The organism is Phycisphaeraceae bacterium (assembly GCA_019636555.1).
Classification (GTDB): domain Bacteria; phylum Planctomycetota; class Phycisphaerae; order Phycisphaerales; family UBA1924; genus JAFEBO01.
In genome coordinates this window covers 1,724,503-1,737,001 of sequence record JAHBXH010000001.1, presented here as the reverse complement: position 1 = coordinate 1,737,001, position 12,499 = coordinate 1,724,503, and the positions used below count along the sequence as shown (strand labels likewise).

The following is a 12,499-nucleotide window of genomic DNA, read 5'->3' as shown; positions in this document are numbered from 1 at the left end:
GAGGCGAGATTGACGCCGGTCACCGCCGGGCCAAACCCAGACTGCCTCACGGAGAGAATCATGCGTTACGCCCTGCTTGTTCTGGTTTCAATGCTGCTGGTCGGATGCACCGGGCATGGTGTTTCGACGCGTCGCGAGAGCAGTGCCGCGAAGGAGCGGCTGGCCGCGATGAAATCGGCGATGGAATGGCAGAGCGCCAAGCAGCAACTTCTTGCGGGAAACACGGAGAAGGCGCTGCAGGCGATCGACCGGTCGCTGGGTCTGAACCCGAATGTCGCCAAGAGCCACGTGCTCAAGGGCCGCATCCTGATGGAGCAGGGCGACCTCGAGGGCGCGCTCAACTGGTTCGGAACGGCGGAAGGGCTTGATCCCGAGAACGTGGAAGCGCAGTACTACAGCGCCGTGGTCTACGAGCGGCTGAAGCAGCCCGAAGAATCGCTCGCGCGGTACCGGCGCGCTTCGGACCTTGAACCGAGCAACCCGCAATATGTCATCGCGGCGGCCGAAGTGCTGATCGACCAGGGAAAGCTGGACGAAGCGGAGACGGAACTGACGAGCCATCGCGCGAGCTTCGCGAACAACCCGGGAGTCAATCAGACGCTCGGCCACATCGCGATGATCCGGAACAAGAGCGAGGATGCGCTGAATTACTTCGAAGAAGCGCGGCTGGCGGCGCCGGACGATCTCGCGATTCAGTCGGACGTGATCGGCGCCGAGATCGCCTGCAAGAAGTTCGCCGATGCGGAACACAACATCAGCAAGCTGATGAAGCAGAGGGGGTATGAGGATCGTCGCGATCTGCAGCTGCAGCGGGCGCGATGCCTCGTCGAGCTCGATCGGCCGATGGATGCACGCGAGGTTCTTGTGAAGCTGACGAACTCCGACGGCGGGTCATCCGACGTTGATGCGTGGATCGAACTCGGCAAGGTGAGCTACAAGCTCAAGGACATCAACCGGGCACGGACCGCGGCGGCACGCCTTGTCGCCATCGCACCCGAACGGCCCGAGGGCTATCAGCTCCGCGCGATGGTCTTCCGGCGCGTCGGCTCGATGGATCAGGCCCACGACAACGCCGTCCGCGCTGTCGCGATCGCCCCCACCGCCGAGAACTACGTGCTGCTCGGAATGATCGAGCGACAGCGCGGCAATATGGGCGATGCGAGCCTGTGCTTCGCCGAGGCGCTCAAGATCGAACCGAACAACACGCGCGCCGTGATGCAGATGTCGGAAATCAGGAACGGCGGCGCCGCAACTGCAGTCGCGGGAGTCCCCGACGGCGAGTGACAAAGCCGCACAATTGCAGTCAAGAGACGAAAAGGCCCCGCGAATCGGGGCTTTTTCGTTTAGATGAAGTCGGCGTTGGGCGGCGCACCGAAAGACTCTTTCGTTCGCTTGATCAGCCCGAACCAGATCAGGCAGAAAATGGGCCAGATCGAGAAAAACGTGAGCACAATCCCCATGATCGCAAGCCCGACGGCCGTGCCGCCCTTCAGCGTCTGATCCGCCACCGGATTACCGGGGTTGTTTCTCGCCCAAACCTGCATTTCCTGCTGCTGGAGCCAACCGACGTACGCGCCGTAGACGATCGCGAGGATTGAGATCCCGGCCCAAACAAGGTGAAGCGTTCGCCCGATCATGCTCCGGCGCATCGTTTGAATACCCGCCGCGAGAAGCAAGACGGATGTCACGAGGCTGATCGCTGTTTGGATGATCTGCAGCATTCCGAATTGCATCGAAGGCGGTGGATTGTCACGCACTGCGGGCGGAAGCATCGAAGGGCCGATCGCGAGCTGCATGGTGACGCCGCACGCGAGACACGACAAGCCCAAACATGCCCAGCAGATCGAGATGATCCCAACCACTTTCGGCCAGGATGTCGGAGCCAATTCGATCTGCGGATCGAGCGGAGCTGACTGTTCTTCCATCGCAAGCCTCCTCGAGTGCTGGTGGAAGTGTACCGTCCCGAAAGGAGAACACGGATGAGTACCGGCACCCCCACACAGCGCGTTCTTTGCGCGGCACTGGCCTCGGCGACTATTTTCACATCCGCGGCGTCCGGTGCGACTTACGGGCTCGACGACGGCGTCGGCAGCGGCAATTTAGGCCCCAACTTCGCCTGTGAATTCATGTGGGGCAACATCTTCGACGTGCAGCCCGGCGCAAATGTCATCACGACCATCTCGGTTGCTTTCGGCACGATCGCGGCGCCAGAAGCGAGGCCCGTGCGCGTCTATCTGTACCAGATGGTGACGGCGAACGACCCGAAGGATGCGGTCCTCGTCGCGACAGCGACCGGTTTGAGCGGATCGCCCCGCACCAACACCTTCCTCGATTTCGCGATCGCGCCGACATCGGTGCACGGACAGTTCTTTGCGGCGGTCTCGATGCAGGTCTTCGGCGATGCGACCGTGCTCCCCGCGCGCTACGACCGGGACGGCGCGCCGAACGCCGCTCGCTCGTGGCTTTTCGGCGCGGATTCATATCTGTCGATGCCGCTCGGAAGCGCCCCTTACATCAACAACATGACCAACAACTTCATTCCCGGAGTGTTCATGGTCAGGGCCCAGGGGATTCCGACGCCCGGAAGCGGGATCATCATCGCAGCCGCGGCGCTGGCTTCTCAACGGCGGCGCCGCCGGCGGGCTTGGTGGTGATCCGGGCTTTGAGCTGCTCGAGCCTGGCGCGGTCCGCATCGGTCAGAGAATCGGCCATGTTGGTTTCGATGAGCGACGCGATCTGCGGCGCCTGGGGCTGATCGAGATTGAGCTCGAGCGCTTTCAACCAGACTTCGGGCTTGGCGCCGAGCTCGCGCGCCTGATCGAGTCGGTTGAGCCCGATGAAGGCGAGCGTGCGGATATCGCGCAGCCGATCGGACGGAATGAAGAACTCGATCTCCGACAGAGCGTCGAGCGCCGCGATCGCCTCGCCGTATTTGCCCAGCTCGATGCGCAATTCCGCCAGTTCCGCGAGCGCTTCGGCGGTGAACGACAGCCGCGAAGGGTCCGTGCGCTCGGCCATCACGCGGCGAGGATCGGCGAGCGTCGCGAGCACCGCCTCGCGCAGCGCCGGGTCGGAACGGAGCCTCCGGCTGGCATCCAGAATCTCGTCTTCGTTGAGAACCGAGGCAATAAGCGTGAGTGCGCCGCGTCGCTGATCCGGCACGCGCCGTGTGGCCTCTTCGATCGCCGTGAAGTTGGCAAGAGACGGGTCGATGGTGATCACGCCTCGGGCAGCGACATCGATGAGCAGCGGGTCTTCGCGTGCGGCGGCGAGAATACGAGGGAGATACTCGGGAGAGGAGACGAGCGCTTCGGCGGTCGCCAGGCGCTGGGCGGAATTGTTGGATCCGAGCAAAACGACGATCGCCTCGAGATCGGACTGATCTCCGAGTTCCGCGCGCAGGCGAACACCCGCGCCGGTCAGATCGCCCAGATTGATCGATCGCAGCGCCGCGAGCACGCGGCTGGAAGAATCGGCTGATCGGAGCATGCCGCCCCGGTAGAGCGCCCAGGCGGCATCGATCGCTGCGTCGCGTACCGTCGGTCCGGCGCTCGCCCAGACCGCCGGATCGATCCATTGCAACACCGAATCCTCGGCTTCCGGGCCGGGCCAGCGTGCCGCGGCATTCAAGAGGGCCGCGGCCGTCGAGGGCACTTGTTCGCGATCGAGCGCATGAAGGACCGCCTCTTGCGCACCGGGAGGCGCAAGATTGGTCACGAGAATAGCGGCTTGCTCGCGGATCGCGGCGTCCTGTGATTGCAAGAGCAAGAGAATCTCGAGCGCCAGCTTCGCGTCTGGGCGGTTCCCGGCGGACAGCTCGCGCGACGTCAACTCGAGCCCGAGAAGATTGACGCAGGCAAGAGGATCGCCGATCATCGAGGTGATGAGTGCCCACCGCTTGTCGGCGGGAGTTGATAGGTGCAGCGCTCGGAGCGCTTCCAGCAGCTTCGATTGGACAGCGAGTTTCTGTTCGCGCTCGCGGTCGGCTTTTTCCGCGTGGAGGCGGTTGGCGCGGGAGAGCCATTCTTCGTCGTTGGGACACGAAGCAAGGAACTCGTGCCACCGCGCGGCGTCTTCACCGATATCTTCCCGGCCGGTCTGGCGAACGAGCGCTTCGACCGCTGCACGCCGAATCGGCCCGTCGGCGCTCGGAACATCGAGTGTCGAAACGAGGTACTGCGCCGCGGCGCGGTCGGGCACGGACGAGATGGCACGGAAGATCGCCGGCTTCTGGACGCTTGACGCGGCATTGCACGCAGACATCAGGTCCGGAAGCAGTTCGGCCGTCACCCACGGAGCCTTCCCGAGAGCATCAACAACAGCTCCAAATTGAGCGGCGTCAGCGGGTGTTGTCAGGATCTTGCGGATCTCGCCGAGCGAATCGGCGTCCGACATTGCCGCGACCAGACTTCTGGCTTTCGACTTCGCCGCGTCCGCTTCGACCGGCTGGGCAGCCGGCGGCGCGCCGTTGGGCTGCGCGGCTTGAGAATGCGCCAAAAACGGCGATGTACACATCGCGAGTGCGCACGCAAACCCAGAAATGAGCCGAGCACGACGCACGGTGAGCAACTCCGGCGACACCAATGGGGCTTTCTATCCGTCCGGTTCGCTCATCCTACCGCGTCCGCGGCGCGATCGGTTCGGCAAAGTCGCAACTTGCGGCAAAAAAGGATCGAGTCAATGCCCTTCGCGCGCTTGCGAAAGCAGACGAGAAGCTTCCTCGACATCCTTGTCTCCGCGACCCGAACTGCAGACAACAATGTGCTGCTCGCTGCTCATCGTCGATGCGAGGCGCACCGCTTCCCATATTGCGTGCGAGGTTTCGAGCGCGGGGATGATCCCTTCCGTGCGGGCGAGAAGCGTGAATGAATCCAGAGCCTGTTCGTCGGTTGCCGCGGTGTAGGAAACCCGGCCCGTGTCCTTCCAGAACGCATGCTCGGGACCGACCCCCGGATAGTCGAGACCCGCCGAACAGGAGTGCACGTCCGCCGTCTGCCCGTTCTGATCCTGAAGGACATAGGAGAGAGTTCCGTGCAGGACGCCGGGGGAACCGTATGAAAGCGTCGCGGCGTGCTGACCCGGCGAAGATGATCGCCCCCCCGCTTCCACGCCGATCAGTCGCACCTTGGCGTCGTCGATGAACGGGTAGAAAATGCCCGCGGCGTTCGAGCCGCCTCCCACACAGGCGACGATGGCGTCGGGCAATCGGCCGATGTAGCGGAGGCACTGCGCCTTGGCTTCCGTGCCGATAATCGACTGAAAATCGCGAACAATCATCGGGAAGGGATGAGGGCCGACGACCGACCCGATGATGTAGTGCGTTCCTTCGACCGAGCCCATCCAATCGCGCATCGCCTCGTTGGTGGCGTCCTTCAGCGTTCGTGATCCGGAATCGACTTCAATCACCCGAGCGCCGAGCATGCGCATCCGGATGACATTGAGTCTTTGGCGCCGAACGTCTTCGCTGCCCATGTAGACATCGCATTCGAGACCGAGGTGAGCGGCGGCCGTCGCCGAAGCCACTCCATGCTGGCCCGCCCCGGTTTCAGCGATGATGCGCTTCTTTCCCATGCGACGGGTCAGAAGGCCTTGCCCGAGCGTGTTGTTTATTTTGTGAGCGCCGGTGTGGGCCAGGTCTTCGCGCTTGAGCCAGATGGTCGCGGCCTGTCCGTTGTTTCCCTTCTGGCGAGAAATCTGCGCCGCGTGCGCCGTGAGCCGGCTCGCCTTGTAGAGCGGCGTGGGCCGGCCGACCAGCGTGGCGAACAGCGCCCGCAATTCATCCCAAAAAGCCCGGTCGTTCCTGGCCGATTCGTACACCTCTTCGAGCTGTGCCAGCGCCGCCATCAGGGTTTCGGGAACATACCTGCCGCCAAAGGCGCCGTATCGACCGTCGGGTGACGGCTCGTCGCTCAGTTTGGGCGGCGCGGGCTTGGGCTCGGCTTGAAACGTCGACATGCCGGAGTTTAGGTCGAAGAGCGCGCAACGCCGGAGAATCGAGTCGGGGCGAGCTCGGTATCGCGCTTGAGAAACGCGGCGCCCCAGATCCAGAGCGCGCCGGAAAAGAGAATCATCCCGCCGACGATCAGAAACCCGAGCGTCATGTCACCCCGCGGGTCCGAGGCGGTCTTGGTCAGGTCGGTCACCCAGCCGATGACCGGCGGGCTGATCGCATCGCCGAAAGCGTGAATCAGGAAAATGGACAGCGCGAATCCGGTGGCGCGGATCGATGGGTGCGTGACGTTGGCCAGAATCGCGTTGCTGGGACCGGTAGAAAGAAAGAGAAAGAAAATAGCCACGAAGATGAAGGCGTATCCGAGGGGCATGGGGGCGTAGAGCGACCCGAGGAAGAAAGGAAAGGCGACGAGCATTCCGCCCCCGGAAACCAGGAAGTAGGAACCGCTGAAACGGGCGCGCAGACGGTCTCCGAGCCAGCCGCCGATGAGCGTGGCGCTCAAACCCGCGATCACGGTGATGCCGCCAAAGACCAGATTCACCCTCGTGAGGTCGGCTTGCCCTCTGTGCTCGTGGAGGTAGGTCGGCATCCAGAAGGAGATGCCGCCGATGGCGAACGTGAATGCGGTCATTCCTGCAACCGCGAGGACATAGGAAGGCGTTCGCGCGAGCACGAAGTAATCGCGGAGGCTCGCCCGGTGATGTGTCGCGCCGTCGGAAATGCCGCGCGGCGGATCTTTCATGAAAAAGCAAACCGCACCCAGCAGCAAGCCGGGGGGGAGCGTGAGCAGAAACGCCCAGTGCCATGTGGTGAACTGCGTCACCTGTCCGCCCAAGACGTATCCGAGCGCGCTTCCGACCGGGATTGCGGCATAGAACCACGCCAACACGGCGCCGCGGCGCCTCACCGGAAACAGATCGGAGATCAAGGTCGGGGCCGTCGGCCCGTACGCGGCTTCCCCGATTCCGACCAGCACTCGCATCAGCAGCATCGCAAGCCACATCGTGGCCAAGCCGCTGGCTCCTGACGCCACCGACCAGACACAAACACCGATGCCGACGATGGCCCAGCGCTTCCAGCGATCCGCCAGCCACCCGAAAATGGGAGCCGTCACCATGTAGGAAACAAGAAAGGCCGTCGCCAACAGACCCATCCGCAAGTCGGCGGTTTTCTCGTCCGCTTCGCCGGGAGGAAAAAACTCCGCGCGGATCAGGGGCTGGACCGCCGCGAGCACATACCGATCGATGTAGTTAAAGAGGTTGATGAGCAGGAGAAGAGCCACCGAGGTCGTTGCCACGGCCCGGGAGCCCGGGTGCTCGGTCGGAAGGCTTTCTGCCGGTTGGCCCATTCAACGAGTATGACAACCTCGGGTGGATCCTGCAGGACGAGCAAAAACCAGCCGAAACCGGACGGAGACGGGGAAGGTGCGCATCGACTGTGAACATGACAAGCCTGATCGATGACGCGGATCGCGGCGCAGGACTGAATCATTCCGCACCGGTGGCTCGCCGAACGCGCTCGTATGGGCCGGTCGGAGCGGCAGTTGCAATCACCGTGGGCGTCGCCGGGATCGCACTGGCATGCTGGAGCGTGTACGAGAATACGCGCCCGATTCCCCGCCCTCGTTCGGCAAGCGACGTCGTGCGCTCACAGGATGAAGGACCACGAAACACGGAAGACCGGGTCACCCTCGCGCCCGGAACCGGACCCGGAAACGCGCCGCCAGGCTCCTCCGACGGAGCGCGGCGAAGAGCGCTCGTCGGAAACGCCGAGGTCCCGACGTTCATCGAAAACCCGGAGTTCTCGCCCGTCACGAATTCGGAAGAGGCGAACGCCCTGATGATCGCGGCGGGCGCGGCCGCGGGCGAACAGTCGACCAAAATCGAGGGCCTGACGCCAACGCCTCTCCAGACCTCCGACCAGATCAACGGAGCGCTCACGCGATTTCTGGGGCCGCTCACGCAGGGTGAGATAAAGAACGGCGCTTCGTACATCTCTTCCAACGGCGGCAAGCCTCCGGAATCTGGAACAATCCCGGGTATCGTGAAGCAGATCGCCCTTCTGCTCCAATTCTGCGAGTTGGACACGGCGCACATGAAGGTGCGGAAAGCGCCGGCGCTCGAGGGTCCACTCGCTTCCATGCTGGCCGGCCTTCCTGCCGGCGCGGTCCCGATGATGATCAATCGCAACAACCTGGGGAACGGGAACGAGGTGTCATCGCTGACCATGCCGCTGGGCGGGCTCTTCAATGGATCGAGCGAAGGCGCCGCGCCCAACGCCCCACGGGTCTTGGTCACGATGCCCGCGCGGCTGAAAGGCGCTTCGCTTGAAGACAAGAAGTTCCTCCTCGGTATAACGCTGGGTCAGAACACCCGGACCAATACCTGGGTTCCGCAGTCGCTCGAATTTCATTCAAACGACGCGGAAGCGATCAAGGCGCTGCAGAAGAGCCTTCGCCCGAGCGGCGCGAGCTCCGGCGACGGCTCGCCACCCCCGAAGGCGCCGAGCGGACGGGGCTGAATCGGAAAATTTTCTCTCACGTGACACTGCGAGGCACACATGAAGACTCCTCGGAAAACCCGCGCGTTTTCACTGATCGAATTGCTGATCGCGATCGGGATCATCGGGCTACTTATTTCGCTCTCGCTCCCGGCGCTCGCAAAGGCCCGGCTGCTGGCGCGCCAGACCAAGGGACTCGCGAATGTGCGTTCGGTCGGCATGACGTTTTCGCAGTACGCGGGTCAGTATCGCACCTACCCGTTCATTCAGCCCGGCGCTCCGATCCAAGGCCCGCGCGGCCCGGTGCCGGTCCCGGAAGGAATGATCGGCACGCAATGGATCAATCCAAATGCGATGATCATCACGAGCGATCCGTTCGAGATGGAGTGGATGTGGGCAGGTCCCGTTTCGCGATTTGTCGATCCCGAGCAGAACTACCCGATTTGGGTCTCGCCGGGACTGCCTCAGCAGCTTCCGCAGAACGATGATCTCGAGGCACGCGAGCAGATCTCCTTGCGTCTGTCCAATGCGTTCATCGCGAAGCCCGAGCTGTTCGGCGAGAACCCGAAAGACGATCCGAAGATGATCGCTCCGGTGAAGCCCGAAGACGTGCTGAGCCCGTCGAGCAAGGTGATGCTGTTCGATGCGCACGTCGCGTACTACACCAAGCGCCCGGCAATCGTCGACTCGCACTACGACGCGCCGGCGCCGATGGTGTTCGCCGATGGCCACGGCGACGCGAAGGACCCGGTCCAGGCGAAGGAAAGCGTTCCGAACATCATGCGCGAGAATCGCAACGTCAAGTTGCATTCGACAAAGAACGGCATCAAGGGTCAGGACTATTAGTCGCTGTCTGTCGCGATCGGCGCCACCGCACGCAGATGTTTCGCAAAAAACGCGGTCTGCAGATTCTTCGCGTCGTTGCTGAATCGGCCGAAGCCGATGTGCTCTTCGGGCGCACCCGTACTCGGCCACGAATTCACCTCGATGATCGACGGGTCCGCTCCCGCTTTCGCATAGTGCGCACGGAGACGCTCGATGAATCCCTTGGCCACCACAAACGGCATCATCTTGTCGGCCTGGGAGTGAAGCATCAGCAGGGGGAGCGGACGAAAACCGTCAAGATGTGCCGCGGCACTCACCCGCGCGACCGCATCGCGGTCGTGGCGCGCCACCCAGCGAGGGTTTGTCTCGGCGGGCGCACCGCGATCTTCCGGAAAATACAAGCCTTCGAGCCAGCCGGTCGTCCCCTCGACCGCGGCGCACACAAACGAGTTCGGATCGCAGAGCCGTCTCAGCGTGACGATCCCGCCCATCGACATGCCGCCGATCGCGATGCGGTCGAGATCGAAAACGCCTCCGAACCTCGCGTCGGCGAGAGACTCGACGACGCCATCGATCTCCGAAACCGCCTGCGCGATGACCCGCAAGCTCGAATCGGGTTCGTGTGCGCCGGCGGCGGGTCGCTCCCCGTGGCCGGGCAAATCGATCGAGCACGCCGCGATCCCGGCGCGAATCCAGCGGAGAAAGCGCCCCGGGTCAAGCTCTTTGTTCGCCGTCCGACCGTGCATCCACAGCACTAGAGGCGCCGGCGACTTCCAATCCGGGTGCGCGAGCACCGCGGGCACGTCGGGGCCGAGCCGATCGACTCTCGCTGCCGAAGCGAGATCGCGCGGGAATTGCTTGAAGCGTTCTGGCGGCGTGGTTTTCACGAACAACAAGCCTAGACGATGGCTAAATGACCCGCCGCTCGCCCGGCTGGATATTCAGACTCTTGGCGCGGTCGCGAAGATCGGCGGGCTCGGCCCCGTGCAGCGGATCGACTTCGAGCACGCAATCGGGCGAGCCGTCGGACTTCTTTGGCACCTTCACCCCCGCCGCTTCGAGCCAGCGCGCGGCGCGAAGCGTTTGGATCCGCGCGCTCGATTCCGCGCTGTCCACCCCGGAGGCGTTCTTGATCGGCGCAAACTCCTCGATGCGGTCGGTTTCGAGCACGATGGATGCGCGGCAGAGCGGGACCGCATCAAAGATGAACTTCTCGAGTTTGACCCCGTTGCTGGAAGTCGGCTGGACTTCTTCGCCGGTTTCGAGATCGATGCAAGGCACTTTTTTCTCGGCGCGATGGAACGGAAGCTCGAAGTTCGGATCGCTCGCGAGTTTTTCGAGGAACGCGACGCCCAGCACGTGCACCGCGATCGAGCCGGCGTTGAATCGGAGTGAACCGTCCGCGAGTTTTTCCTGCGCGAGCGCGGCGGGGAAATCGGAGTACTCGATCACCTCCACCACGCGCCGACCGTTTTTCTCAACAGTTGCAAAGACTCCGACTTTCTCGGCCGGATCGGTCTTCGGGATCATCTTGCTCGACATCTCGCCCGAGGAATCGGGCGCGCTGGCGTGCAAGCCGAGAAAGACCGGATCGAGCGTGCGGACGATCGGATTATCCACCTGGAAATAGGAAAGATGCTCGATGCCGCGGCGTTTCATGTCGCTGATCGCGCCGCTGCGCTCGAGCGCCGCGATCGAACCGCCGTGCCCGTCCGGATTCGTGGCGACTTCGTCCTGATGCGCGAGCAAAATCTTGCCCGTCTTGATGTCGAACGAAGGGAGCATGCCCTGCTGAAAGAACATGATGTTCGCCGGATCGAGCCCGAACGAGCGGTGCTCACTGAAATAGGCCTGCGTGCTCGCGTGATTCTGTGCGCTCGTCATGATGTACCACGGGACAGGGCGACCGAATTGCTGCTGCGCGCGCCGGATCCCGAGACCGAAAAACTCAAACAACGAGCGCCGGCTCACTTCGCCGGCGCGGAAGCAACCCTTGGGTCCGTCATAGCCGAGCCTGCTTCCCTGTCCTCCCGCGACCATGAACGCCGCGACCTTGCCCGCTCGCAGGAGCTCCTCGCCGATTCGATGGTACTTGTCCCGATCCCATGGCTTTTTGTCAGAGCGCGGGTTGTTCGGATATGCATCCACCGGGAGCATCCCGGACGGGGGCGAATGCTTGACCGGATTCCGCACGTATCGCTCGATCAATGAGGGAAGCGTTTCCAAATCGAGCGATTCGATCTGACTGAGAAGCGCCATCTTCTGCTTCTCGTCGAGCGCCGGAAAAAACCGGAGCAGGTGATCCTGACCCACCCGCTTCAGGCGATCGAATGTCTCTTGATAGCCGGCCATCGTGCTCTCCTTCCCGCGCGATCGGGGAAGGGCATGCTATCGCGCGATGCCCGAGTCGTGCGCGTGTACAGTGGTCCGATGGCCCCGACGCCCGCACATCAGGTATTCAAATCGCCCGCTCACCTGCCCCTGATCGGGCCTTCCATACTTTCCGGCGATTTCGGTCGGATGGAAGCGGATTGCCGTCCCTTGCTCGAGAGCGGCGCCGACTACCTGCACCTCGACGTCATGGACGGTCGCTTTGTTCCGAATCTGACCATGGGCCCTGACATGTGCCGCTGGATGAGGCATTACTTTCCAAAGGCCGCGCTCGATGTTCACCTCATGGTGGAAGAACCCGAACGCTTCGTCGATCCGTTCATCGAAGCGGGCGCCACGAATCTCACATTTCACGTGGAAGTTCACCGCGGCGCAGAGGCAGAAAAGCTGGCGGACCGCATTCACAAGGGAGGCGCGCTGGCGGGGCTGGCAGTCAACCCGCCCACCGATGTTGCCCCGATGATCGATGTTACCGGCGCCTTCGATGTGCTGCTGGTCATGTCGGTGAACCCCGGTTTCTCCGGTCAGGCGTTCATGCCGGAAGTTCTGGAAAAAGCCCGCCAACTCAAGCCGCTGCTGCGACCCGATCAGCGGCTCGAAGTCGACGGCGGCGTCTCACCCAAAACCGCCGGTGCCTGCCGCGAGGCGGGGATCGACGCGCTGGTCTCGGCGAGCGCGATCTTCGGCCAGCCGTCCCCAAAACGGCCCGAAGTCATCCGCGCCATGCGGGGCGCTTGAACCAGCTTCCATCCGACAGGTTTCCCACCGTTACCGAACATAAACCGATCCAGTCTTTGCACGCCCTGAACCGAATTAGGCTAAAGTTGGCCT

General features: G+C 63.1%; 11 protein-coding genes. 5 read left to right on the top strand and 6 right to left on the bottom strand.

Annotated elements, in window-relative coordinates:
- Positions 1-60: 60 nt before the first annotated feature.
- A complete protein-coding gene (locus KF691_07230; GenBank protein MBX3389234.1) occupies positions 61-1,284 on the top strand; it encodes a tetratricopeptide repeat protein in 1,224 nt (407 codons plus the stop codon).
- A 59-nt stretch (positions 1,285-1,343) separates the two neighbouring features.
- On the opposite strand, the gene KF691_07225 is transcribed toward KF691_07230, so the two are convergent.
- Entirely contained in the window at positions 1,344-1,925 is a 582-nt protein-coding gene (locus KF691_07225) for a hypothetical protein (protein MBX3389233.1), read from the bottom strand.
- Between the two features lie 54 nt (positions 1,926-1,979).
- On the opposite strand from KF691_07225, the gene KF691_07220 reads away from it, so the two are divergent.
- Positions 1,980-2,654 (top strand): hypothetical protein, encoded by a 675-nt coding sequence (locus KF691_07220; protein MBX3389232.1) that lies wholly within the window; start codon positions 1,980-1,982, stop codon positions 2,652-2,654.
- Here the strand turns inward: KF691_07220 and KF691_07215 are convergent.
- From KF691_07215 to KF691_07205, 3 genes are all read right to left on the bottom strand, one after another.
- Entirely contained in the window at positions 2,596-4,497 is a 1,902-nt protein-coding gene (locus tag KF691_07215; GenBank protein ID MBX3389231.1) for a hypothetical protein, read from the bottom strand. The two genes, KF691_07220 and KF691_07215, sit on opposite strands and share 59 nt — an antisense overlap.
- Before the next feature lie 180 nt (positions 4,498-4,677).
- Positions 4,678-5,955 (bottom strand): tryptophan synthase subunit beta, encoded by a 1,278-nt coding sequence (gene trpB / locus KF691_07210; protein MBX3389230.1) that lies wholly within the window; start codon positions 5,953-5,955, stop codon positions 4,678-4,680.
- Positions 5,956-5,963: 8 nt separating this feature from the next.
- Positions 5,964-7,301 (bottom strand): MFS transporter, encoded by a 1,338-nt coding sequence (locus KF691_07205; protein MBX3389229.1) that lies wholly within the window; start codon positions 7,299-7,301, stop codon positions 5,964-5,966.
- A gap of 95 nt (positions 7,302-7,396) precedes the next feature.
- On the opposite strand from KF691_07205, the gene KF691_07200 reads away from it, so the two are divergent.
- Both KF691_07200 and KF691_07195 read left to right on the top strand, forming a co-directional pair.
- On the top strand, positions 7,397-8,473 hold the full coding sequence (locus tag KF691_07200; GenBank protein ID MBX3389228.1) for a hypothetical protein: 1,077 nt from the start codon (positions 7,397-7,399) through the stop codon (positions 8,471-8,473).
- 39 nt (positions 8,474-8,512) lie between these two features.
- The gene (locus tag KF691_07195; GenBank protein ID MBX3389227.1) at positions 8,513-9,298 is read left to right on the top strand and encodes a prepilin-type N-terminal cleavage/methylation domain-containing protein; all 786 of its coding nucleotides are present in this window, start codon (positions 8,513-8,515) and stop codon (positions 9,296-9,298) included.
- Here the strand turns inward: KF691_07195 and KF691_07190 are convergent.
- The gene (locus tag KF691_07190) at positions 9,295-10,164 is read right to left on the bottom strand and encodes a prolyl oligopeptidase family serine peptidase (GenBank protein ID MBX3389226.1); all 870 of its coding nucleotides are present in this window, start codon (positions 10,162-10,164) and stop codon (positions 9,295-9,297) included. The two genes, KF691_07195 and KF691_07190, sit on opposite strands and share 4 nt — an antisense overlap.
- A 22-nt stretch (positions 10,165-10,186) precedes the next feature.
- Entirely contained in the window at positions 10,187-11,629 is a 1,443-nt protein-coding gene (locus tag KF691_07185; protein ID MBX3389225.1) for a UDPGP type 1 family protein, read from the bottom strand.
- 78 nt (positions 11,630-11,707) lie between these two features.
- Between KF691_07185 and rpe the strand changes: the two genes are divergently transcribed.
- Positions 11,708-12,406 (top strand): ribulose-phosphate 3-epimerase, encoded by a 699-nt coding sequence (gene rpe, locus KF691_07180; GenBank protein ID MBX3389224.1) that lies wholly within the window; start codon positions 11,708-11,710, stop codon positions 12,404-12,406.
- Positions 12,407-12,499 lie beyond the last annotated feature (93 nt).

Bases quoted from the DNA above. Each gene is read 5' to 3' on its own strand.
- KF691_07185 (MBX3389225.1), bottom strand. From the start codon at position 11,629: ATGGCCGGCTATCAAGAGACATTCGATCGCCTGAAGCGGGTGGGTCAG.
- rpe (MBX3389224.1), top strand. From the start codon at position 11,708: ATGGCCCCGACGCCCGCACATCAGGTATTCAAATCGCCCGCTCACCTG.
- KF691_07230 (MBX3389234.1), top strand. From the start codon at position 61: ATGCGTTACGCCCTGCTTGTTCTGGTTTCAATGCTGCTGGTCGGATGC.
- trpB (MBX3389230.1), bottom strand. From the start codon at position 5,955: ATGTCGACGTTTCAAGCCGAGCCCAAGCCCGCGCCGCCCAAACTGAGC.
- KF691_07200 (MBX3389228.1), top strand. From the start codon at position 7,397: ATGACAAGCCTGATCGATGACGCGGATCGCGGCGCAGGACTGAATCAT.
- KF691_07195 (MBX3389227.1), top strand. From the start codon at position 8,513: ATGAAGACTCCTCGGAAAACCCGCGCGTTTTCACTGATCGAATTGCTG.
- KF691_07220 (MBX3389232.1), top strand. From the start codon at position 1,980: ATGAGTACCGGCACCCCCACACAGCGCGTTCTTTGCGCGGCACTGGCC.
- KF691_07205 (MBX3389229.1), bottom strand. From the start codon at position 7,301: ATGGGCCAACCGGCAGAAAGCCTTCCGACCGAGCACCCGGGCTCCCGG.
- KF691_07225 (MBX3389233.1), bottom strand. From the start codon at position 1,925: ATGGAAGAACAGTCAGCTCCGCTCGATCCGCAGATCGAATTGGCTCCG.